This is a genomic window from Streptomyces sp. NPDC005962, assembly GCF_040629205.1.
In the GTDB taxonomy this organism is placed as follows: Bacteria; Actinomycetota; Actinomycetes; order Streptomycetales; family Streptomycetaceae; genus Streptomyces.
The window spans coordinates 262,769-284,259 of record NZ_JBEXVE010000004.1; the positions used below are offsets into that span (position 1 = coordinate 262,769).

Consider the following 21,491-nt stretch of genomic DNA (forward strand, 5'->3'; position numbering starts at 1 on the left):
GGCTCACCCTCCGGCGCTCACCTTCCGGGGCGGTCAGCCGGTGCTTCCCTTCGGCTTCTCCTCGTCCACGATCTCCGCGTCCACGACCTCGTCGGCGTCCGCGTGTGCCCCGCCCTGGCCTCCGTCGCCGCCCCCGCCCCCGTCCGGGGTCCCCGGCTGCTGCTGCGCCTGGGCGTAGAGGGCGGTGCCGATCTTCTGCCCGACGGCGGCGGTCTTGTCGGTGGCGTTCCGGATCGCGGTGGTGTCCTCGCCCTTCAGGGCCTCCTTCAGCTCCGCGACCGCCGTCTCGGCCTCCTCCCGGACGTCCTGCGGCACCTTCCCGGGCTGGTCGCGCAGCAGCTTCTCGGTCTGGTAGACGAGGGTTTCGGCCTGGTTGCGGGTCTCGGCGGCCTCGCGGCGCCGGTGGTCCTCCTCCGCGTAACTCTCGGCCTCCCGCATCATGCGGTCGATGTCGTCCTTCGGCAGCGCCGAGCCGCCGGTCACGGTCATCCGCTGCTCCGTGCCGGTGCCCAGGTCCTTGGCGGAGACGTGCATGATGCCGTTCGCGTCGATGTCGAAGGCCACCTCGATCTGCGGCACCCCGCGCGGCGCGGGCGGCAGCCCCGTCAGCTCGAACATCCCGAGCTTCTTGTTGTACGCGGCGATCTCGCGCTCGCCCTGGAACACCTGGATCTGCACCGAAGGCTGGTTGTCCTCGGCGGTGGTGAAGACCTCCGAGCGCTTGGTGGGGATCGTGGTGTTGCGCTCGATCAGCTTGGTCATGATGCCGCCCTTGGTCTCGATGCCGAGGGACAGCGGGGTGACGTCCAGCAGCAGGACGTCCTTGACCTCGCCCTTGAGCACACCGGCCTGGAGGGACGCGCCGATGGCCACGACCTCGTCCGGGTTGACTCCCTTGTGCGGCTCCTTGCCGGTCAGCTCCTTGACCAGGCCGGACACCGCGGGCATCCGGGTCGAACCGCCGACCATGATCACGTGGTCGATGTCGGAGGTCTTGACCCCGGCGTCCTTGATCGCCTGGTGGAAGGGGGCCTTGCAGCGCTCCAGCAGGTCCGCGGTCAGCTGCTGGAACTGCGAGCGGCTGAGCTTCTCGTCCAGGTGCAGCGGGCCCTCGGCGGACGCGGTGATGTAGGGCAGGTTGATGGTGGTCTCGGTGGCCGCGGACAGCTCGATCTTGGCCTTCTCGGCGGCCTCGCGCAGCCGCTGCACCGCCATCTTGTCCTTGGCCAGGTCGACCCCGTAGGCATTCTTGAACTGCTTCACCAGGTGGTCGACGACGCGCTGATCCCAGTCGTCGCCGCCGAGGTGGGTGTCGCCGTTGGTGGCCTTGACCTCGACGACCCCCTCGCCGATCTCCAGCAGCGAGACGTCGAAGGTGCCGCCACCGAGGTCGAAGACCAGGATGCGCTGGTCGTTCTCCCGGTCCAGCCCATAGGCGAGGGCGGCCGCCGTGGGCTCGTTGATGATCCGCAGCACCTTCAGCCCGGCGATCTCGCCCGCCTCCTTGGTGGCGGTGCGCTGACTGTCGTTGAAGTACGCGGGGACGGTGATGACGGCGTCCGTGACGTCCTCGCCGAGGTAGGCCTCCGCGTCGCGCTTGAGCTTCTGCAGCACCCGCGCGGAGATCTCCTGGGCGGTGTACCGCTTGCCGTCCACATCGCCCGTGGCCGGGAAGCGCCACCGCTCCTCCCCCACGTGGCGCTTGACCGACCGGGCGGTGCGGTCCACGTTGGTCACGGCCTGGCGCTTGGCCACCTCACCGACCAGCACCTCCCCGTTCTTCGCGAAGGCGACCACCGAGGGGGTGGTCCGGGCGCCTTCGGTGTTGGTGACGACGGTGGGCTCACCGCCTTCGAGGACCGAGACCACGGAGTTCGTCGTCCCCAGGTCGATACCGACTGCGCGGGTCATGTCGAACCACCTCCCGATACGCCTCCCAGTATCCCAAAAGACGCGGTATGGGGCGGCGGGGCGGAATCAGTCCCCGAGGTGGTCGACCTCGCGCATCCGGTTCGTCGCGTCGAGGGCGGCGACCTTGTAGGACTCGGCGAAGGTCGGATAGTTGAACACCGCGTCCACCAGATAGTCGACGGTGCCGCCGCAGCCCATCACCGCCTGGCCGATGTGGATCAGCTCGGTCGCGCCGGTGCCGAAGCAGTGCACCCCGAGCAGCCGCCGGTCCTCCGGGGACACCAGCAGCTTCAGCATGCCGTGCCCGTCGCCGACGATCTGGCCGCGGGCCAGCTCGCGGTAGCGCGAGACCCCGACCTCGAACGGCACCCTGGCGTCCGTCAGCTGGTCCTCGGTCCGGCCGATGAAGCTGATCTCGGGGATGGAGTAGATCCCGATGGGCTGAAGATCGTGGATCGGGTTCACCGGCTCGTCGCACGCGTGGTACGCCGCGCTGCGGCCCTGCTCCATGGAGGTCGCGGCCAGCGCCGGGAACCCGATGACATCGCCCACCGCGTAGATGTGCGGCACGGCCGTACGGTAGTGCTCGTCCACCGTGATCCGGCCACGCCGGTCGGCGGCGAGCCCCGCCCTGGCGAGGTCCAGCTCCTCGGTGAGCCCCTGCCGCCCCGCGGAGTACATCACCGCGTCGGCCGGGATCTTCTTCCCGCTCTCCAGCACGGTCAGAGTGCCGCGCTCATGCCGCTCCACCGCCGCGACCGTCTCGCCGAAGCGGAAGGTGACGGCGAGGTCCCGCAGCCGGTACCGGAGCGCCTCGACGATCTCGACGTCGCAGAAGTCCAGCATGCCGTCGCGCTGCTCGACCACGGTGACCTTGCTGCCCAGCGCGGCGAACATCGAGGCGTACTCGATGCCGATCACCCCGGCCCCCACGATGACCATGGAACGCGGCACCCGCTCCATGCTCAGGACGCTGTCGGAGTCCATCACCGTGCGCTCGTCGAACTCCACGCTCGCCGGGCGGGCCGGGCGGGTGCCGGTGGCGATCACGATGTGCCGCGCGGTCAGCAGCTGTTCCTGGCCGGAGGTGTCCGTCACGGCCACGGTGTGGTCGTCCACGAACCGTCCGGTGCCGGAGAAGAGCGCGACCCGGTTGCGGGAGAGCTGATTGCGGACGACATCCACCTCGCGGCCCACCACATGCCGGGTGCGCGCCGTCAGATCCGCGACCGTGATCTCGTCCTTGAGCCGGTAGCTCTGGCCGTACAGATCCCGCTGGGTCAGCCCGGTGAGGTAGAGCACCGCCTCGCGCAGCGTCTTGGACGGCACGGTCCCGGTGTGCAGGGACACCCCGCCCACCATCTCCGGCCGGTCGACGACGGCGACCCGGCGGCCGAGTTTGGCCGCCGCGATGGCGGCCTTCTGACCGCCCGGGCCTGATCCGATGACAAGCATGTCGAAGTCGGTCACGGCTGGAGTCTGTCACCCGGACCCGCCCGCCGGAAGGGCGTTCCACCGCTCAACGTCCCCGACTCGACGCCCACTTGAGGTGGGTGACGTCCCGGGCCGGTGGGGTGAGGGACACCAGGAGGACCAGCGCGACCAGCCCGGTCGGCAGGGCGGGCGCGGCCGGGGCCGCGTGGGTGACCAGCAGTGCGCCGAGCGCCGCGCCCGCGACGAGGGCGGCGAGCAGCGCCGCGCTGACCCAGCGCACCCGGCCGTCGCGGGCCACGTCGACCAGCAGACCGGTCAGGGTGCCGGTGAGGTAGGTGGTGGACATCCCGGGCGGTCCGACGGCGCGCACCAGACCGCTCTGGCCGCCCATGGCGAGCGCGGCCACCGCGAGCAGCCCCAGCCGCACGCCCCCGCCCGGGTGGCCGCCCGCCGTGGCCCACCCCGCCCACAGCCCGCCGAGCGCGAGCACTTCCACGCCGAGGGCCCAGCGGACGCGCCGTACCGGCCGCTCGCCCCGGGCGATCCGGGCGCTGAGCAGGGCGCCCACGATGAATCCGGCCACCGCGACGGCGGCGTCCAGGGCCCGCTGCGGGTCCTGGGCACCCGCCGAGATGCCGAGGAGCGAGAGGTTGGCCGTCATGACGCTGACGAAGACGCCACCGAGGGCGAGGAAGCTGATCGCATCCATCGCACCGGTGGCCACGGTGAGCGCGAGGGCGGTCGCTACCAGCCCGCTGTCACCGGTGGTCTCGTCGCCGTCCGCCATTCGGCCACCTCCGGGCGGTTCGGGTGCCCTTCCCGGTGCCCGGGAAACAGGTGAGGAAACAGCGGGCCGGAACTCCGGCCGTATACCGCTTTCCGTACCGCCACCGCACCGTTAGGTTCGGGGGGCTCCGCCCCGTAACGCCCCCTGAGCCGTGGAGGAATGCCGCACGTGTCCCGCGAACTCCATCACCGCGCGGTCGTCGCCGACGCCCACAACGATCTGCTGGTCGCCGTCGCCGCCCGCCCGCCGAGGCGCTGGGCGTCCTTCTTCCGGGAGCGGTGGCTGCCGCAGCTGCGCGAGGGCGGTGTGGACCTCCAGGTGCTGCCGGTCTTCATCGAGGACCGGTTCCGGCCCGAAGGCGCGCTGCGGGAGACGCTCCGCATGATCGAGTGCGCGCATATGCTGGCCGAGGGCAATCCGGACGAGGTACGGCTGTGCCTGGACGGGTCCGACATCGACGCCGCGCTGGCGGAGGGCAGGATCGCGCTGGTGCTGGCGCTGGAGAGCGCCCCCGGCCTCGACGCCGACGTCGAGCTGATCCCCACCGTCCACCGCCTGGGCGTTCGTGTCGCCTCCATCGCCCACTGGGGGCGCACCGCGCTGGCCGACGGCAGCGGCGAGGACGCCACCGGCAGCCGGCTGACGGCGGCCGGGGTCGAGGCGCTGCGGGAGATGGAGCGCCTGGGCATCCTCTTCGACGTCTCGCATCTGAGCGCGTCGGGCGTGGCCCATGTGCTGGAGCTGGCCACCCGCCCGGTGCTGGCCACCCACTCGTCGGCGCGTGCGCTGCTCGACCATCACCGCAATCTCACCGACGACCAGATCCGCGGCATCGTGGCCACCGGCGGCATGGTGTGCGTGAACTTCCTCGGCGAGTTCCTGGCCACCGATCCGGACGAGCGCACGGTGGACCGGCTGGCCGACCACATCGCCCATATCGCGGAGGTCGCCGGGCCGGACCGGGTGGGGCTGGGGCCGGACTTCATCAAGGAGGTCAGCGCCGATGTCAGCCCGCCGTGCTGCGAGGACCTGGAGTACGCCGAGTTGGTCGTGCCGGGGCTCGAAGGGCCCCGCGGCCTTCCCCTGGTCACCGAGGCGCTGCTCGGCAGGGGCTTCTCGGAGGCCGCGGTTCACCAGATCCTGGGCGGCAATGTGCTGGACCTGTTCCGCAAGGAGCTGGGCCGCCCCGCCTGACCGGCTCGGCCGCCCCGCCTGACCGGCGCCCGCCCGCGACAGACGGAAACGGGCGGCACCGCCACCGCGATGCCGCCCGTTCGCCGAGGTCCCGTCAGGAGCCCGCCACCGCCGCAGGTTCCGCCGACGTCCCGGCCGGGACGTCCTCACCGGCACGCGCCCACAGCGGCTTCAGCCGGTAGGTCAGCAGATAGAGCACCACGGAGACACCCGCGGCGACGTACATGCTCAGGTCACCCGCGCTCGGGTACGCCGAGGCGAACGCCCCGGTGTACACCTTGGACTCCCAGAAGGGTATGGACGCCAGGACACCGCCCGCCCACGCGACGAAGCCCCAGGAGAGCACCCGCCCGCGGTCGTACAGTTCGGCGATCCGCGCCGGGTCGGAGCGGCCGCCCAGCCCGTAGTCCAGGAGCAGCACGACGGCGAAGGGCGCGATGAAGTACGCGGTGAGGTTGAGGAACACCGAGAACTTCTCCTCGATCCCGGACTCGCCCCACAGGCTGATCACATACGCCAGCAGACAGATGACGGTGACCGCCTGGGTCCGGGTGACCGGCACCTTCAGCGTCTGGACGGAGATCGCGCCGCCGTAGACGTTGAGGAAGTTCTGCGCGAGCGCCGAGAGGCCGACCGCGATCAGCGCGGGTACGGCGAACGGCCCGGCCAGTTCGTGGAGGGCGGTGATGGAGTCGGTGCTGTTGGCGTTGGAGCCGACCAGGACGCCCAGGATGCCGAGCCAGCAGATGGTGACGAAGTTGCCGAACCCGGTGTACCAGGCGGTGCGCTTCACCACGGCCGGGGTGTCCGGCAGATAGCGCGAGTAGTCGGAGGCGAACGGCGCCCAGGCGACCAGGAAGGAGAGGAACCAGCCGCAGAAGGTGATCCAGCCGCCCGTGTCGCCGATGTAGCCGGACGCCTTCGGGTTGGCGTCGAAGGTGCCCGCGCCGCGCACCAGGGCCACGACCGTGATCATCGCGAACAGCGGGGTGAGCACATAAGTGAGCACCCGCTGAAGGAAGTTGATCATGTTGTAGCCGAAGATGGACACCACCAGCACGACGGCGGTGAGCAGCATGCCACAGAGCCAGTAGGGCAGATGGGTCAGCTCGGAGATCGCCTTGCCACCGAGGATCACGGTGACCGAGGCCCAGCCGACCCCGGCGAACACATTGATGTACGCCACCGGCAGGAAGTTTCCGAAGAAGCCCAGCGGCCCGCGCGCCTGGATCTGCTGCGGCACCCCGAGCCGTACGCCCATCTTGGACATCACGGCCATCAGCACCGAGCCGACCCCGGCCCCGACGACGATCGCGGCGACCGCGCCGGTGAAGCTGAGGCCCAGGCTGATCGCGCTGAATCCGAGCAGGATGATGGGAAAGTTGAGGCCGGCGGCGAACCAGACGAAGAACTGCGAGCTGGGTTTGCCGTGCCGCTCGTTGTCGGGGATGTGGTCGACCCCGAAGGGTTCCACTTTGGTGACGGCGCTGCCGTAGACCGGCGCCGCATCGTCGTGGGTCATGGGCGTGCTCCTGGGGCAGGGGGAGATCTGGGCGTCAAGGAGTGACGGTGTGCGAAGTGGGGGGTGGGTCCAGGCGCGGCCGGAGGCGTCTCACCACGGCAAAGGCGCTGTGTTCGAGATATCGAAAAACCCGCCACCACTGTAGACCAGAGGTGCCAGGTCCTCGTGACGGGCCGCGACCACCCGGCCGGTGAAGACGGTGTGACTGCCCGCTTCCAGCCGCTCGCCGATCTCCACCTCCAGCTGAGCGCAGGACCCGTCGATCAGGGGGACGCCGGAATCGCCCGGGGTCCAGGACAGTCCGGCGAACTTGTCGTCCGACTTGGACGCGAAGACCTTGGCGACGTCGAGCTGGCCCGCGGCGAGGATGTTGATGCCCAGATGGGTGGCCCGGTGCAGCGCGGGGTGGGTCGTGGAGCTGTGCTGGACGCAGACCAGCACCATCGGCGGGTCCAGCGAGATGCTGGAGAAGGCGTTGACGGCCAGCCCCCTGGGCGTACCGGCGTCGTCGGTGGTCACCACCGTCACACCGGTGATGAACTTGCGGTGCACCCCGCGCACCAGATCGGCGTCGACGGCGGCCTCCTGGGTGGTGGTGATGATCCCCAGCGCCTCCAGCAGCTGGCGGGGGTCCCAGGTCACCCATTCCTCGGCGATCACACCGTCGTCGAAGTGGGTGAAGGTGGCGCCGGAGACCTCGACCGGGCGGCCGGTGGGCGGCACGCCGAGGAAGTCGCCGGTGTGGCTGCCGGTGCTGCGCCAGCGGATCGCCAGCCCCTCACCGTCCTCCACGATCTCCTCGATCTCGGTGTGCAGGTCGGGGAACGCCTCGCGGATGGCAGTTACGGAGCTCTTGAACTGCTCGCGGTCCTGGGGTGCCGCGGCGAGGCCGCGGCGCCGTATGTAACCGGGGCTGAGCAGTTCGTCGAGTGCCTCCACCCGGCCCTGATCCCAGGCGGCCTGCCAGGCGGAGCGGATGCGGGTGGTGCGGTCAAGAGTGTGCGTCATGACTGATCCCTCATTCAGCTCTTGTATGGCAGAGGACGGTAGGAACGTCATCAATGACTGTCAACACCTTGGACCAAATGAGCCGGGAAAGAACCGGTCTCCCACCAAATGCACAGGTCAAGGTTGTTGCCCGAACGTTAACCCTTGACGGCCCCGAACCGGACTCCTAGCCTCACTGCCATGGCACAGCGCGACCCGGAAGAACAGGACGGACGCTGCATGCGATTCTCGATATTCCACAACCTCGGAGCACCGGGCCGGCTCGGCTCCTACGCCGAAGTCATGGACGAGGCCCGGGAGTTCGCGGTCGCCGCGGACCGGGCGGGCTTCTGGTCCACCTGGTACACCGAGCACCATTTCGGCCACGAGGCGATCGAGATCACCCCGAACCCGGTCCTGATGGGCGCCGACATCGCCGCCCGCACCGAGAACATCAGGATCGGCCAGGCCGCCAACATCGCCACCTTCTGGCATCCGCTGCGGCTCGCCGAGGACATCGCGATGCTGGACCAGCTCTCCGGCGGCCGCGTCGAGGTGGGCCTCGGCCGCGGGCTGTACGGGCGCGAGGCGCTCAATCTCAACGCGCTCGCCGATCCGCGCGACCAGGAGCAGAACCGCGCGCTGTACGACGAGACCGTGGAGATCCTGCGCAAGGCCTGGAGCGGCGAGTTCTTCTCGCACAAGGGCCGCTTCCACGAGTTCCCCGCCCCCGGGGTGAAGTGGAACCACCCCCTCTCCCCTGCCACCCCGGACTACACCGAGGCCGGGGTCATCACCAAGATGCAGGTCACGCCGTTCCCGTTGCAGCGCCCCCATCCGCCGCTGTGGCAGGTCATCGACAGCCCGCGGTCGATCAAGGCGGCCGCCGCCGACGGTGTTCAGGGCATGTTCTGGCTGCCGCCGGTCTCGGCGCTCAAGGAGCGCTTCGAGCTGTACCGCGACACCGCGAGCCAGGCGTCGGGCCGCGAATACGCGCTCGGCGAGGGCATCGGCCTGGTACGGGACGTCTACGTCGCCGACACCATGGAGCAGGCGCGCGCCGACTTCGAGGAAGCGCTGATGACCACCTATGGGTGGATCACACATTTCCGGGGCCTGGGCAATCTGATGGAGGCGGGCGAGGAGCTGACCGACGCCCACGAGCTGTCCTTCGACTTCCTGGCGGAGCGCAATCTGCTGGTCGGCACCCCGGAGTACGTGTCCGAGAAGATCGCCGAGCTGCGGGACGAGGTGGGCCTGGAGCATCTGCTGCTGTGGACCACCCACCCCGGTCTGGAGCACCGCAAGGCGATGCGCAGCCTGGAGCTGTTCGCGGAGAAGGTCATGCCGCGGTTCACCGGCGGCGGCAGCCATGACTGACCTGGGCCTGCGCAAGGTCGTCGGCGTCACCGACGAACTGCTGCTGGAGCTGGGGCGGCCGGTGGCCGTGCCGGTGCGCCGGGCCGCGGCGGCGGCGGTGATCCGTAACCCCTGGGCGGGTCTGGGCCTGGTCCCCGACCTGCAGCCCGAGGTCGAGCGGATCGCCCCGGGGCTGGCCCGGCTGCTCACCGACCGGGTGAGCGAGGCGCTGGGCGGTGTGGAGCGCGTCGAGTCGTTCGGGAAGGCCGCGATCGTCGGCCTGAACGGGGAGATCGAACACGGCGGGGCGCTGATCCACACCCCCTTCTTCGGCAACGTCCTGCGGGAGCTGACCGAGGGCACCTCGATCATCGTGTTCAGCGACGACCGGCTTCCGGCGGGTGAGCCGCTGACCGTGCCGCTGTGGCACAAGACGGCGGCCGCGACCCGCTCGCACTACCAGACGTGCCAGATCCGCATCCCCGACGCGCCCCGGCCGGACGAGATCGTCGTCATCGCGGCCGGTGCGTCCGGCCCCCGCCCCAACGCGCGGATCGGGGACCGGGCCACCGATCCCCTCATCCGCCTCGCCGATCTCGAAAATCGCCAAGACCGCGAAGACCCGATGGACCCGATGGACCCGATCAACATGGAGACCGTGAAGTGAACGTCCGCAAGATCATCACCTTCACCGAGGACATCCACAGCGAAGGCGGCCGCCCGGTCGATCCCCCGGCCCGGACCGCGGTGGTGCTCGCCATCATCGAGAACCCCTGGGCCGGTCAGGGCTATGTGGCGGATCTGCTGCCGGGCATCGACGAGGTGGCGCCGAAGCTCGGCGAGCTGCTGGCGCCGCGGGTGGTCGAGGCGCTGGGCGCGCCGGTCGAGGCCTACGGCAAGGCCGCCATCGTGGGCCTGGACGGGGAGATCGAGCACGGCTCCGGCCTGATCCACACGCTCAAGTTCGGCGACCACTTCCGGCAGGCCGCGAAGGCGACCACCCTGCTGCCCGCCGTGGAGAAGCGCGCGGCCGCGGGCGCGGTCTTCGACATCCCGCTCAAGCACATCACCGACGCCACGATCCGCTCGCACCACCAGAGCATCGAGGTGCGGGTGGCGGACGGACCACGCGCCGACGAGATCGTCGTCGGGCTCGCGGCCGCCGCCCAGGGCCGCCCCCAGGCCCGGCTGGCCCCGCTCGCCACGGAGCAGTGAGCGCCTTGGGCACGGCCGGGACCGGCCCCGCCACGCCGGTGGCGCTGGGGCACGAGACACACGGCACCGGGCCCGGCCTGGTCCTGCTGCACGGTGTCGGGCTCGACCGGAGGATGTGGGAGCGCTGTCTGCCCGCGCTCACGGCCCGGCACCGGGTGACGCTGGTCGATCTGCGCGGCCACGGCACCTCCCCGGCCGCCGCCCCCGGGGTGTCGCTCGCCGAGCTGGCCGCGGATGTGGCGGCCCTGCTGAGCGGACCGGCGCACATCGTCGGCTTCTCGCTCGGCGCCCTGGTCGCCCAGCACCTCGGCCTCGACCGGCCGGACCTCACCGCCTCGCTGACGCTCGTCAGCTCGGTGGCGGGGCGGTCGGAGGAGGAGCGCGCGGCGGTGGCGCGGCGGCGGGAGGTGGCGGCCCGGGACTTCGGGGCGTCCGCGTGGTCGGCGGTCGACCGCTGGTTCTCGCCCGGCTGGCGCGCCCAGGAACCCCTCCTGGCGCGGCGGGTGCTGGACACGCTGCTGGCCAACGACCCCGTCTCCTACCTCGCCTGTTATGACGTCTTCGCGACCGCCGACGCCGGGCTGTGGCCGCTGCTGCCCCGGATCGGCGCCCCCACCCTCGCGGTGACCGGGGAGAACGACCCCGGCTCGACCCCGGCCATGTCGCTCCGGCTCGCACAGCGGATTCCCGGCGGCCGGGCGGTGATCGTGCCCGGCGCCCGCCATCTGCTGCCGCTGGAGTGCCCGGAGCGACTCACCGACGCGATCCTCACCCACACCGGACATCAGGAGTGCCACAGCTCATGAACCGCCTGCCGCGCCATGACCACTACATCGCGGGCGAGTGGACCGCCCCCGCCGACGGCGGCTACTTCGCCAGTGTCAACCCGGCCACCGCCGAGCCCTGGTACGAGGCGGCGGACGGCACCGCCGCCGATGTGGAGCGCGCGGTGGGCGCCGCGCGCGCCGCCTTCGAGGACGCGCGCTGGCGCGATCTGAGCCAGACCCGGCGCGGCCGGCTGCTGCGGAACCTCGGCGATCTGATCGGCGAACACGCCGAGGAGCTGGCCCGCACCGAGTCCCTGGACAACGGCAAGCTGCTGCGCGAGATGCGGGCCCAACTCGCGGGCCTGCCCGAGTACTTCTATTACTACGCAGGGCTCGCCGACAAGATCCACGGCGATGTCGTCCCGGGCGGCAGCCGCGAACTGCTCAACTACACCCTGCGCGAACCGGTCGGCGTGGTCGGTGCCATCACCCCCTGGAACTCCCCGCTGCTGCTCACCGCCACCAAGCTCGCCCCGGCGCTGGCCGCGGGCAACACCATCGTCGTCAAACCCTCGGAGCACACCTCGGCCTCACTGCTGGCGCTCGCCCCGCTCTTCGAGGAGGCGGGGTTCCCGCCGGGCGTGGTCAACGTGGTCACCGGCTTCGGCGCAACGGCGGGCGGCCCGCTGACCGAGCACCGGGACGTGGCGAAGGTGAGCTTCACCGGCTCCACCGAAACCGGCCGCCGGATCGCCCGGACCTGCGCCGGACGGCTGATCCGCTGCACCCTGGAGCTGGGCGGCAAATCACCCAACATCATCTTCCCGGACGCCGATCTGCGCTCGGCCGCCATGGGCGTTATCGCCGGGGTGTTCGCCGCCGCGGGCCAGACCTGTGTGGCGGGCAGCCGGGTGCTGGTGCACCGCGAGGCGTACGACGAGATCCTGGAGCGGGTGACGGCACGGGCCGCCACCATCGCGATCGGCGACCCCCTTGACGACGCCACCGAGCTGGGCCCGCTGGCCATCGCCGACCAGTTGGAGAAGGTCGAGTCGTACGTCGAACTGGGCCGCTCCGAGGGCGGAAAAGTGGTCTGCGGCGGGACCCGGCCGGACACCGGCCTCAACGGCTACTTCTACTCCCCCACCGTGTTCACCGACGTCGACAACACGCTGCGGATCTGCCAGGAGGAGATCTTCGGCCCGGTGGCCACCGTCATGCCCTTCGACTCCGAAGAGGAGGCCCTCTCCATCGCCAACAACTCGGCATACGGCCTCGCGGCCGGGGTGTGGACCCGGGATGTGAACCGGGTGCACCGGATGGCCTCCCGGCTGGAGGCGGGCACGGTGTGGGCCAACACCTACCGTTCGATGTCACCGATGTCGCCCCGGGCGGGCTTCAAGGACAGCGGCATGGGCACCGAGCACGGCACGGAGGTCATCCGGGAGTACACCCGGCTGAAGAGCGTGTGGATCAACACCAGCGAGGAGCCCGCCGGTGATCCGTTCATCCTCAAGTCGTGACGTATGCCCGGACGGGAGCGCTCTTGTATGGCAGGTCACACGGGCTCGCCCTTGACCGACGGGAAGGTTGACGGGGACAGAGCGCCCCGCATACGGTTCCGTGCCATGCAACAACCCACAGGGAAGCGGCTTCAGCAGACCAGCATGCAGGCCAGGGTCGCCGAAGAGCTGCGGCAGATGATCATCAGTGGTGAACTGCCGCCCCGCTCCAGCCTGTCCGAGATGGCGCTGTCCGAGACGTTCGGAGTCAGCCGGACGCCCATCCGCGAGGCCCTCAAGCAGCTCCAGATAGAGGGGCTGGTCGAAGTCCGGCCGCGGGTCGGCACCTTCGTCGCCGTGCCGTCACGGCGTGAGCTGACCGAGCTGTTCCAGATGAAGGAGCTGTTCGAGGGCGCCGCCGCGCGGCTGCTCGCCTTCCGTGGGAACGTGCCCGAAGTGGAGCAGCTGGACGCCAGCATGCGGGCGGCCGACCAGGCGGTGAGGGACGGCGACGCCGAACGGTACGCGGCGCTGGTCCACGAGTTCCACGACCTGATCGTCAGGGGTGCGGACAACAGCAAGCTGGAGGGGCACTACCGCACCCTGATGAACCAGCTCGCCTACGCGCGGCTGGTGCGCACCTCGCTGTCCCGCCCCGGGCGGCTCATCGAGTCCGACTCCGAGCATCACCGCGTCCTCAGCCTGATCCAGGCCAAGGACGGCGACGGCGCGGAGCGGGTGATGCGCGAGCATGTACGCGCCAGCCACCAAGCCCTGATGAAGGGCATGGACGAGCGCGGCCACTGACCGTCCCGGCCCCGGCGCCGGGCCGCTGACCAGGGGCGGGGCGGGACGGATGCGGTCAGCCGTCGGCACCGGCCCGGGCGGAGCGCAGCGCCGAGCGGAGCCGGTTCCGGGCACCGAGGAGGTGCTCCCGCAGAGTGGTGACGGCGGTCTCGGTCTCACCGCCGCGCACGGTCTCCAGCAGGTCGGCGTGGGCCTCGGCGGAGGGGTGCAGATCGACGTCCTGGGCGTTGGTGACGTCGAGGACGACACCGAAGGTGGGGCGGTACTGCTCCCAGACCGCGACCAGCCTGCGGTGCCCGGACAGCACATAGAACTGGGAGTGGAACTCCAGATCGGCGAGGGCGAAGTCGCTGGGCGCGGAGCGGTCGGCGGCGTCCCGCATCCGGCCGACGAAGCCCTGGGCGCGGTCCCAGTCGCCGGGTTCGGCCCGGCCGATGGCAAGGGTGAGGGCGAGGGTCTCCAGGGACTCGCGCAGCGTGTACAGCTCGTCGACGTCGTCCTCGGTGAGCCCGGTGACGAAGACCCCGCGGCGGCGGGACTCGACCAGCCCCTCGGCTTCCAGCTGGCGCAGCGCGTCGCGGACCGGGCCGCGGCTGACGTCGTACTGCTCGGCGAGGGCGCCTTCGACAAGATGGGTGCCGGGGTGCTGCCGGCCTGAGATGATGAGGACGCGCAGCTCGTGTGCGACCAGATCGCCGAGGGACTGCTGCTGTAGCGAGGTGATGGGCACCGACGGGCTCCTTCTGGGGGGCGGAACGTCCTTCAGTCAACGGTTAACCGTTGACTCATTATTCCTCCTCAGGGCCGCTTCGGAAACGGTGACGAAGGCGATGCCGCGCCGCTGCCAGGTGTAGCCGACGGCGACGCCGTCCGCCCAGGGCACGATCGCCGGGTAGGAGAACTCTCGGTGGCCGTCGGTCCGCACGCCCGTCTCGTCCGGGACGATGGCGCCGGGGCGGGAGAGGGGCCGATCCTCCAGCACCACCGCCCGGCGCCAGGTGATCCCGTCGTCCTCGGAGACGGACAGCACCAGCGGGGTGCGCGCGCCCCACTCGGCGGCCACCGGGTTGTGTGCCAGCACCACCCGCCCGTCGGCGAGCCGTACGGCGTCCAGACCGCTGTTGTTGTTCGGGACGTCCAAAGGCCGCGCGGTCGACCACGTCGCGCCGCCGTCGTGCGAGACGCTGCGGCAGACCCGGCCGCAGGAGCTGCGCAGCAGCATCCGGACCTCGCCCGGAGCGCTCTCCCACAGCGCGGGCTGGATGACCCCGGCGCCGGGGAACGCCGGGCGGTCCAGGGGGACCGGCGCGGAGCGCCGCCAGCTCGCGCCGCCGTCGGCCGAGCGGTCGGTGAAGGCGTCCCAGCGGCCACCGGCGCTCCGCGGCTCCTCGACGGACGCGGGCGCCAGCCAGCTGCCGTCGGCCAGGCGGATCGGCTTGTTCTTCACCGGTCCGCGCCCGCCCGCGCCTTCCGGGCCCGGCACCAGTTCGGCGGGGGCGGACCAGCTCCGGCCACCGTCCCGGGAGCGCAGTACCCGGGTGCGCCAGTCGGGGATGCGATGGCCGGCCTTGCAGAAGAGCAGCACCTCTCCGTGGCCGGTGGCGAACAGGACGGGGTTCCAGTGCGGCAGCCCCGGCTCGTCCGCCACCTTCACCGGCTCCCGCCATCCGTCGCCGGTCCGCCGCGCCAGCCAGACCGCCACGTCGCCCGCGCCCTCCCGGCTTCCGGCGAACCAGGCGGCGAGCACCTCGCCGTCCGGCAGCGGGAGCAGGGTGGCGGCGTGGCAGTGTCCGAAGCGGGGGTCGTCGCGCAGGACGAACTCGCGGTGGACGGTCATGGGTGGCTCCTGTCAGGGCGCGACCGCGCCGGTCTCCGGCACCTCGGCGGCCGTGGTGTCAGCCTTGATGTCCGGTGCGGGCTCGGGTCCGGCCGCCATCGCGGAGCTGGTGTCGACCAGGTCGCGGCGGGAGGTCTCGGGGGTGAAGAAGTACGCGGCGGCGGCCGAGACCAGGGCGACGGCGCTCGCGTACGCGGCCACCGGGACCCAGTTGTCGCCGCCGCCGGTGAGCGCGGTGGCGATGAACGGGGTGAGGCCACCGGCCACGATGGCGCCGAGCTGGGCGCCGACCGAGGCGCCGCTGTAGCGGACCTTGGAGCCGAACAGCTCGGTGAACAGGGCGGGTTGGACCGCGTTGCAGGCGTTGTGGGCAAGGTTGATGACGAGGCAGTACGCGAGCACGATCAGCACCGCCGAGCCGGACTTCAGCAGCCAGAACGCCGGGAAGGCGAGCACTGCGGCGGCCAGGGCGCCGTAGACGTAGACCGGGCGGCGGCCCACCCTGTCGGAGAGCGCGCCGAAGAAGCCGTGGGCGGGGAAGGCGAGCACCGAGGCGACCATGATGGCGGTGGTCAGCGTGGCCTTGGGGATGCCGAGGTGTTCGGGGCCGTAGGACACCGCGAAGACGGTCAGCAGGAAGAACGGGACGCTCTCGCTGAACCGCAGCGACATGATCAGCAGCACGCTCCGCCAGTCGTGGCGCAACACGTCCAGCAGCGGCGCCTTGGCCTTGCCCTCCTCCTGCTTGACCTGCTCGAACACCTCGGACTCACCGAGTCGGCCACGCATCCACAGGCCGACGCCCACCAGCACCGCGCTGCACAGGAACGGCACCCGCCAGCCCCAGGACTGGAACTGTGCGTCGGGCAGGATGCCCATCAGCGCGAACATTCCGGTGGCGAGCAGCTGGCCGGAGAAGCCGCCGGTGTTGGGCCAGGCGCTGAAGAAGCCACGGCGGTGGGCCGGGGCGTTCTCGACGACCATCAGCATGGCGCCGCCCCATTCGCCGCCGACCATGAAGCCCTGGACGAAGCGCAGCACCACGAGCAGCACCGGTGCCCAGATGCCGATGGTGTCGTACGTTGGCAGAAGACCGACGGCGAAGGTGGCGGCGCCCATTCCGCACAACGTCGTGATCAGCGTGGTCTTGCGCCCGATGGTGTCGCCGAGGTGGCCGAAGACGAAGCCGCCGAGCGGGCGGGCGATGAAGCCGATGCCGAAGGTGGCGAACGAGGCCAGGGTGCCCGCGAACGGGCTCAGGCTCGGGAAGAAGAGATCGCCGAACACCAGCGCACTGGCGAGGCCATAGAGCAGGAAATCGTAGAACTCGATGGTGTTGCCGATGAAGCTCGACAGCACGGTGCGGCGGAGCTGAACAGACGCGTGGGGTGAGGTCATGTGGTTCTCCTGCTCTCGTCCTCATTGCCCGGGATTTCGGTTAACCGTTCACGGTTAACGGTGGCGCCGAGTATGGAAGCCCGCACCACGCCCGTCAATAGGCACCCTTGACGCCCCGGAAACCCCTCCGTAACTTCGGTTCAACTTTTGAAAGATCGGACCGTCAAACACCCGCAGAACCCTTCAATACTCTTCAAGGGGCGAAGAACATGAATGGTGTGCGCAGACGAACGGTGCTCGCCGCGGCCGGTGGCACGGCCATCGCGGGCAAGGCCGCGACCGGCACGGCCCACGCCCGGGAGCGCCCGGGCCCCGGCGAGCGGCCCGCGGCGGAGCCCGCGCCGTACGAGGCCAAAGTCCAGGCCCTGCTGGGGAAGATGACGGTCGAGGAGAAGCTCGGCCAGCTGCAGCAGCTCGCCTGGGCCGGCGACACCGGGCCCGGCGGCGGACAGACCGCCGAGGCGGAGAAGGCGGCCCGCCAGGGGCGGCTGGGCTCCGTTCTCAACATCTACGGCGCGAAGACCACCAACACGCTCCAGCGGATCGCCGTCGAGGAGTCGCGCCTGGGCATCCCGCTGGTGTTCGGGCTCGATGTCATCCATGGCATGTGGACCACCTTCCCCATCCCGCTGGCCCAGGCCGCGAGCTTCGACCCGGCGGTGGCCGAACGGGACGCCGAGGTGTCGGCCAAGGAGGCCCGCTCCGTCGGGGTGCACTGGGCCTTCTCCCCGATGATGGACGTCACCCACGAACCGCGCTGGGGGCGGATCTCCGAGGGCAGCGGCGAGGACCCGCATCTGACGGCCGCGTTCGCCGCCGCCAAGACGCGCGGCTACCAGGGCGAGGACCTGGCGTCCAAGGACCGGCTCGCGGCCTGCGCCAAGCACTTCGTCGCGTACGGGGGCGCCGAGGGCGGGCGCGACTACAACACGGTGGACGTCTCCGAGGCCCGGCTGCGCAACCTCTACCTCGGGCCCTTCCTGGCGGCCGTGGACGCCGGGGTGGCCACCGTGATGGCGAGCTTCAACACCATCAGCGGGGTCCCCGCCCATGGCAACCGGCACACCCTCACCGACATCCTCAAGGACGAGTGGGAGTTCGGCGGCGTCGTCGTCAGCGACTACAACGGCGTTCAGGAGTTGATGGTCCACGGCTTCGCCGCCGACCAAGCCGACGCCGGACGGCAGGCGCTGAACGCCGGGGTCGACATGGAGATGGTCAGCACCACCCTCGCCGACCACGGCAAGCGGCTGCTGCGCGGCGGTGACATCACCACCGCCCGGCTGGACGACGCGGTGGCCCGCATCCTGCGGCTCAAGTTCCGGCTCGGGCTCTTCGAACACCCCTACGCGGAGGAGGACGCCGCGATCGAGGAGCCCACGAAGGCGTCCCGGGCGGCGGCCCGCGAGGCGGCCGCGCGCACCATGGTGCTGCTCAAGAACACCCCGGCCGGGAAGGGGAAGTCGGCGCTGCTCCCGCTCAGCCCGTCGGCCTCCTCCATCGCCGTCATCGGGCCCTTCGCCGACTCCACCGATCTGCGCGGCTCCTGGGCCGGACCCTGGGCGGACGCGTTTCCCCCGGTCACCGTCCTCGACGCGGTCAAGGACGCCGCGCCGAAGGCCCGGGTCACCCATGCGCCCGGTGTGGACCCGGCAGGTAAGAACACCGGCGGCATCGCGAAGGCCGCCACGGTGGCCCGGGCCGCCGAGGTGGCGGTCGTCGTGGTCGGGGAGGCCTCGGCGCTCAGCGGGGAAGCGGCGGTCCGCAGCGACATCAGCCTGCCCGGACAGCAGGAGAAGCTGATCGCGGCGATCGCCGACACCGGCACGCCGTTCGTGGTGGTCCAGGTCAGCGGACGCCCGCTGACGATGGGCGGCTGGCTGGACTCGGCACCCGCCGTGCTCCAGGCGTGGCATCCGGGCATCGAGGGCGGAAACGCCATCGCGGACGTCCTGTTCGGCACCGTGAACCCGGGCGGCAAGCTGCCCGTGTCCTTCCCGCGCTCGGTCGGGCAGATCCCCATCTACTACAACCACGAGAACACCGGGCGACCCTACGACCCGGACGACAAGTACACCTCCAAGTACCTCGACCTCGCCGACGGCCCGCAGTTCGCCTTCGGCCACGGTCTCGGTTACACCACCTTCGACATCGGCGAGCCGGGGCTGTCCGTCAGCCGGATCTCGGCCGACGCGCTGCGCCGGGGCGACACGGTGGAGGTGGCGGTCGCGGTGCGCAACACCGGAAAACGTGAGGGCGACGAGGTGGTGCAGGTGTATCTGCGCGACCCGGTGGCGAGCCTCGTGCAGCCGGTGCGGCGGCTGTGCGGCTTCCGCAGGGTCACCCTCGGCGCGGGGAAGTCCACCACCGTCCGCTTCCGGCTGGGCGCCGAGGACCTGGGCTTCTGGACCCATGACCGGGACGGCACGTTCACGGTGGAGAAGGGCGAGATCCGGATCTACGCGGGAAACAGCTCGCTGGCGAGGAGTGAACGCACCCTGGCGATCACATAGTGGGACGGCATCCCGTATTCTGCACAGACATACCGGGTTACTTGTAGGGTGCATGCTGACAACTCCAGCCCGGGAAGACACCACCCATGACCGCCGCGCCCTGCCCCTCGCCCCGCATCCCGAGAAGCCACCCCGACCCGCGACACCTCGCGGCCCCCCGGAACCCCGGCCGGGCGGAGGTCCCGTGGGCGGTGTGATCACCGGCTTCGGCGTCATCGCGAGCATCATCGTCACCGGCTATGTGCTCGGCCGCCGCGGGGCGCTGGGCGCGCAGGGCCGGGAGGTCCTGACCAGGCTCTCCTTCCACGTCGCCTCCCCCGCGCTGCTGTTCACCACGCTGGCCCGCGCCGACCTCTCCGTCATCGTCTCGACCCCGCTGCTCGTCACGGCCCTGAGCACCTTCGTGGTGGCGGGCGCGTTCGTCGCGGTCGGCGCGGTACGCAAGTGGAGCGTGGGCCGCACCACGATCGGCGCGCTGTGCGCGAGTTATGTGAACTCGGGCAACCTCGGCATCCCGGTCGCCGTGTACGTCCTCGGCGACGCGTCCCTCGTCGCCCCCGTGCTGCTGTTCCAGCAGCTGGTGATGATCCCGATCGCGCTGACCGTCATCGACCTCAGCCGCCCCGCGGAAAACCCGACCTCGGTGCTGCGCCGGGTCACCACCCCGTTCCGCAACCCCATCGTGATCGGCTCGCTGTCCGGGGTCGCGGTGGCCGCCACCGGGTGGCGGCTGCCCGGGCCCGTCATGGAACCGTTCGCCCTGGTGGGCAGCATGGCCGTACCCGCCGTGCTGCTGGCCTTCGGGATCTCGCTGCCCGGCAGCGAGCTGCCCGGACGTGGCGAGGAGCGCGGTCCGGTGCTGCTGTCGGTGGCGCTGAAGTCCTTCGGCCAGCCACTGGTGGCATGGGCCATCGCGGCCGGTGTCTTCGGGCTCGGTGGCCCCGCCCTCTTCGCGGCCGTCGTCACCTCCGCGCTCCCCGCGGCGCAGAACCTGTTCACCTACGCCGTGCGCTACGAGACGAGCACCATCCTGGCCCGCGAATCCATCCTGCTGTCCACCGTGCTGGCCGCGCCGGTGCTCATCACAGTGGCGGCGCTGCTGGGCTGACGGCCCGGTGTCCCGTGGCGGGTTGGGTTTACCCCAGAAGGCCCCGGGCAGGCGATTATTCGTGCTTCGGACCGGAGGCACGCACCGTGGGAGCGCTCTGACCGCTCCGGGACACGGCCCTCCGGTCCGTATCCCGCACGCTCCCGCATCAAGCGACCACGGTCCCAGGCGACCCGTCAGCCCACTGCAGGAGGTGTGTGACATGACGACCGCAGCGCAGCACACGGCACGTCCCCGCTCCGGCTCCTCGAAGCACCCGCATGACGACGCCCCCGACACCAGCGCCGAGTTCCACGAGATGGCCCGCCTCCCCGAGGGTCCCCGCAAGGAGGCGCTGCGGCAGCGGGTGGTGGAGGCGTGGATGCCGATGGCCCAGCGGCTGGCCCGCCAGTACCGCAACCGGGGCGAGTCCCTGGAGGACCTGGAGCAGGTGGCCGCGCTCGGCCTGGTGAAGGCCGTCAAGCGGTACGACCCCGAACACGGCACGGCGTTCGCGGGTTTCGCGGTGCCCACCATCGTCGGCGAGATCAAGCGCCACTTCCGTGACCACCTGTGGGTGCTGCACGTGCCGCGCCGGGTCCAGGAACTGCGCAACCGGGTGCGCGTCGCACACCGGGAGCTGTCCCACTCGCTCGACGACGCCACGGTGCCCACCCAGGCCATCGCCGAGCGCACCGGCCTCACCGAGAAGGAGGTGCGCGTCGGCATGGAGGCCATGGGCAGCTTCACCCCGCTCTCCCTGGACGCCCAGCTGGCCGGCGCGGACGACGGCTACTCGCTGGCGGACACGCTCGGCGGCCAGGAGCCCGCGTACGACCGGGTGGTGGACCGCGAGGCGGTGCGCCCCGGGCTCGGACGGCTGCCCGACCGGGAGCGCCAGATCCTCTACCTGCGGTTCTTCTGCGACATGACCCAGAGCCGCATCGCCGAGCAGCTGGGCATCTCCCAGATGCATGTCTCCCGGCTCATCAACCGCACCTGCTCGACGCTGCGCGCCCAGGCCATGGCCGAGGCCGGCGCCAGCTGACCGGCGCGCCGTCCGCCACTCCCCCGCGTTGCGCCGCTGGAACGATGTGCATCGCCTCAGCGGGTGACCGTGGCGCCGTGGAGAGCGGCGGTGTCCGCTCCGGGCTGCGAGGGTCGGGGCGCG

General features: G+C 70.9%; 18 protein-coding genes. 10 read left to right on the forward strand and 8 right to left on the reverse strand.

Annotation, left to right across the window (positions count from 1 at the left end):
* Window positions 1-33: 33 nt before the first annotated feature.
* The 3 genes from dnaK to ABZ370_RS09545 all read right to left on the reverse strand — a co-directional run bounded on the left by dnaK (window position 34) and on the right by ABZ370_RS09545 (window position 4,132).
* Window positions 34-1,911: a molecular chaperone DnaK gene (gene dnaK / locus ABZ370_RS09535; RefSeq protein ID WP_358618577.1), complete on the reverse strand. Its 1,878-nt coding sequence runs from the start codon at window positions 1,909-1,911 to the stop codon at window positions 34-36.
* Window positions 1,912-1,977: 66 nt separating this feature from the next.
* On the reverse strand, window positions 1,978-3,381 hold the full coding sequence (sthA, locus tag ABZ370_RS09540; RefSeq protein ID WP_358618578.1) for a Si-specific NAD(P)(+) transhydrogenase: 1,404 nt from the start codon (window positions 3,379-3,381) through the stop codon (window positions 1,978-1,980).
* Between the two features lie 49 nt (window positions 3,382-3,430).
* Window positions 3,431-4,132, reverse strand: coding sequence for a YoaK family protein (locus ABZ370_RS09545; protein WP_358618579.1), 702 nt, complete (start codon window positions 4,130-4,132; stop codon window positions 3,431-3,433).
* Window positions 4,133-4,291: 159 nt separating this feature from the next.
* Between ABZ370_RS09545 and ABZ370_RS09550 the strand changes: the two genes are divergently transcribed.
* Entirely contained in the window at window positions 4,292-5,326 is a 1,035-nt protein-coding gene (locus ABZ370_RS09550; protein ID WP_358618580.1) for a membrane dipeptidase, read from the forward strand.
* A 94-nt stretch (window positions 5,327-5,420) separates the two neighbouring features.
* On the opposite strand, the gene ABZ370_RS09555 is transcribed toward ABZ370_RS09550, so the two are convergent.
* Together ABZ370_RS09555 and ABZ370_RS09560 are read right to left on the reverse strand one after the other, a co-directional pair.
* The gene (locus tag ABZ370_RS09555; RefSeq protein ID WP_358618582.1) at window positions 5,421-6,848 is read right to left on the reverse strand and encodes a cytosine permease; all 1,428 of its coding nucleotides are present in this window, start codon (window positions 6,846-6,848) and stop codon (window positions 5,421-5,423) included.
* 90 nt (window positions 6,849-6,938) lie between these two features.
* The gene (locus ABZ370_RS09560; RefSeq protein ID WP_358618583.1) at window positions 6,939-7,856 is read right to left on the reverse strand and encodes a flavin reductase; all 918 of its coding nucleotides are present in this window, start codon (window positions 7,854-7,856) and stop codon (window positions 6,939-6,941) included.
* A 180-nt stretch (window positions 7,857-8,036) separates the two neighbouring features.
* Between ABZ370_RS09560 and ABZ370_RS09565 the strand changes: the two genes are divergently transcribed.
* The 6 genes from ABZ370_RS09565 to ABZ370_RS09590 all read left to right on the forward strand — a co-directional run bounded on the left by ABZ370_RS09565 (window position 8,037) and on the right by ABZ370_RS09590 (window position 13,485).
* The gene (locus ABZ370_RS09565) at window positions 8,037-9,215 is read left to right on the forward strand and encodes an LLM class flavin-dependent oxidoreductase (RefSeq protein ID WP_358618584.1); all 1,179 of its coding nucleotides are present in this window, start codon (window positions 8,037-8,039) and stop codon (window positions 9,213-9,215) included.
* Window positions 9,208-9,861 carry an amino acid synthesis family protein gene (locus ABZ370_RS09570; RefSeq protein ID WP_358618586.1) on the forward strand — a complete coding sequence of 218 codons (654 nt, stop codon included), beginning with the start codon at window positions 9,208-9,210 and terminating at the stop codon, window positions 9,859-9,861. The genes ABZ370_RS09565 and ABZ370_RS09570 overlap by 8 nt, the downstream gene beginning before the upstream one ends.
* Window positions 9,858-10,409, forward strand: coding sequence for an amino acid synthesis family protein (locus ABZ370_RS09575; protein WP_358618587.1), 552 nt, complete (start codon window positions 9,858-9,860; stop codon window positions 10,407-10,409). The genes ABZ370_RS09570 and ABZ370_RS09575 overlap by 4 nt, the downstream gene beginning before the upstream one ends.
* Entirely contained in the window at window positions 10,406-11,215 is an 810-nt protein-coding gene (locus tag ABZ370_RS09580; protein WP_358618589.1) for an alpha/beta fold hydrolase, read from the forward strand. The genes ABZ370_RS09575 and ABZ370_RS09580 overlap by 4 nt, the downstream gene beginning before the upstream one ends.
* Window positions 11,212-12,699 carry an aldehyde dehydrogenase gene (locus ABZ370_RS09585; RefSeq protein WP_358618590.1) on the forward strand — a complete coding sequence of 496 codons (1,488 nt, stop codon included), beginning with the start codon at window positions 11,212-11,214 and terminating at the stop codon, window positions 12,697-12,699. The genes ABZ370_RS09580 and ABZ370_RS09585 overlap by 4 nt, the downstream gene beginning before the upstream one ends.
* A 105-nt stretch (window positions 12,700-12,804) precedes the next feature.
* A complete protein-coding gene (locus ABZ370_RS09590; RefSeq protein ID WP_358618592.1) occupies window positions 12,805-13,485 on the forward strand; it encodes a GntR family transcriptional regulator in 681 nt (226 codons plus the stop codon).
* Between the two features lie 55 nt (window positions 13,486-13,540).
* On the opposite strand, the gene ABZ370_RS09595 is transcribed toward ABZ370_RS09590, so the two are convergent.
* The 3 genes from ABZ370_RS09595 to ABZ370_RS09605 are packed head-to-tail and all read right to left on the reverse strand — an operon-like array spanning window position 13,541 to window position 16,720.
* The gene (locus tag ABZ370_RS09595; protein WP_358618594.1) at window positions 13,541-14,215 is read right to left on the reverse strand and encodes a GntR family transcriptional regulator; all 675 of its coding nucleotides are present in this window, start codon (window positions 14,213-14,215) and stop codon (window positions 13,541-13,543) included.
* 36 nt (window positions 14,216-14,251) lie between these two features.
* A complete protein-coding gene (locus tag ABZ370_RS09600; protein ID WP_358618595.1) occupies window positions 14,252-15,322 on the reverse strand; it encodes a sialidase family protein in 1,071 nt (356 codons plus the stop codon).
* Window positions 15,323-15,334: 12 nt separating this feature from the next.
* Window positions 15,335-16,720, reverse strand: a complete 1,386-nt coding sequence (locus tag ABZ370_RS09605; RefSeq protein ID WP_358618597.1) for an MFS transporter — start codon at window positions 16,718-16,720, stop codon at window positions 15,335-15,337.
* A gap of 209 nt (window positions 16,721-16,929) precedes the next feature.
* Between ABZ370_RS09605 and ABZ370_RS09610 the strand changes: the two genes are divergently transcribed.
* The 3 genes from ABZ370_RS09610 (at window position 16,930) to ABZ370_RS09620 (ending at window position 21,368) form a co-directional block, all read left to right on the forward strand.
* Complete coding sequence (locus ABZ370_RS09610; protein ID WP_358618599.1) at window positions 16,930-19,233, forward strand: glycoside hydrolase family 3 N-terminal domain-containing protein; 2,304 nt, start codon at window positions 16,930-16,932, stop codon at window positions 19,231-19,233.
* A gap of 184 nt (window positions 19,234-19,417) precedes the next feature.
* Window positions 19,418-20,341, forward strand: a complete 924-nt coding sequence (locus ABZ370_RS09615; protein WP_358618601.1) for an AEC family transporter — start codon at window positions 19,418-19,420, stop codon at window positions 20,339-20,341.
* A 202-nt stretch (window positions 20,342-20,543) separates the two neighbouring features.
* Window positions 20,544-21,368, forward strand: a complete 825-nt coding sequence (locus tag ABZ370_RS09620) for a SigB/SigF/SigG family RNA polymerase sigma factor (protein ID WP_358618603.1) — start codon at window positions 20,544-20,546, stop codon at window positions 21,366-21,368.
* Window positions 21,369-21,491 lie beyond the last annotated feature (123 nt).

Excerpts from the sequence above, each read along its gene's own strand:
- ABZ370_RS09560 (WP_358618583.1), bottom strand. The coding sequence starts at position 7,856 with ATGACGCACACTCTTGACCGCACCACCCGCATCCGCTCCGCCTGGCAG.
- ABZ370_RS09570 (WP_358618586.1), top strand. The coding sequence starts at position 9,208 with ATGACTGACCTGGGCCTGCGCAAGGTCGTCGGCGTCACCGACGAACTG.
- ABZ370_RS09600 (WP_358618595.1), bottom strand. The coding sequence starts at position 15,322 with ATGACCGTCCACCGCGAGTTCGTCCTGCGCGACGACCCCCGCTTCGGA.
- ABZ370_RS09545 (WP_358618579.1), bottom strand. The coding sequence starts at position 4,132 with ATGGCGGACGGCGACGAGACCACCGGTGACAGCGGGCTGGTAGCGACC.
- ABZ370_RS09585 (WP_358618590.1), top strand. The coding sequence starts at position 11,212 with ATGAACCGCCTGCCGCGCCATGACCACTACATCGCGGGCGAGTGGACC.
- ABZ370_RS09550 (WP_358618580.1), top strand. The coding sequence starts at position 4,292 with ATGCCGCACGTGTCCCGCGAACTCCATCACCGCGCGGTCGTCGCCGAC.
- ABZ370_RS09590 (WP_358618592.1), top strand. The coding sequence starts at position 12,805 with ATGCAACAACCCACAGGGAAGCGGCTTCAGCAGACCAGCATGCAGGCC.
- ABZ370_RS09620 (WP_358618603.1), top strand. The coding sequence starts at position 20,544 with ATGACGACCGCAGCGCAGCACACGGCACGTCCCCGCTCCGGCTCCTCG.
- dnaK (WP_358618577.1), bottom strand. The coding sequence starts at position 1,911 with ATGACCCGCGCAGTCGGTATCGACCTGGGGACGACGAACTCCGTGGTC.
- ABZ370_RS09610 (WP_358618599.1), top strand. The coding sequence starts at position 16,930 with ATGAATGGTGTGCGCAGACGAACGGTGCTCGCCGCGGCCGGTGGCACG.
- ABZ370_RS09565 (WP_358618584.1), top strand. The coding sequence starts at position 8,037 with ATGGCACAGCGCGACCCGGAAGAACAGGACGGACGCTGCATGCGATTC.
- ABZ370_RS09605 (WP_358618597.1), bottom strand. The coding sequence starts at position 16,720 with ATGACCTCACCCCACGCGTCTGTTCAGCTCCGCCGCACCGTGCTGTCG.
- ABZ370_RS09555 (WP_358618582.1), bottom strand. The coding sequence starts at position 6,848 with ATGACCCACGACGATGCGGCGCCGGTCTACGGCAGCGCCGTCACCAAA.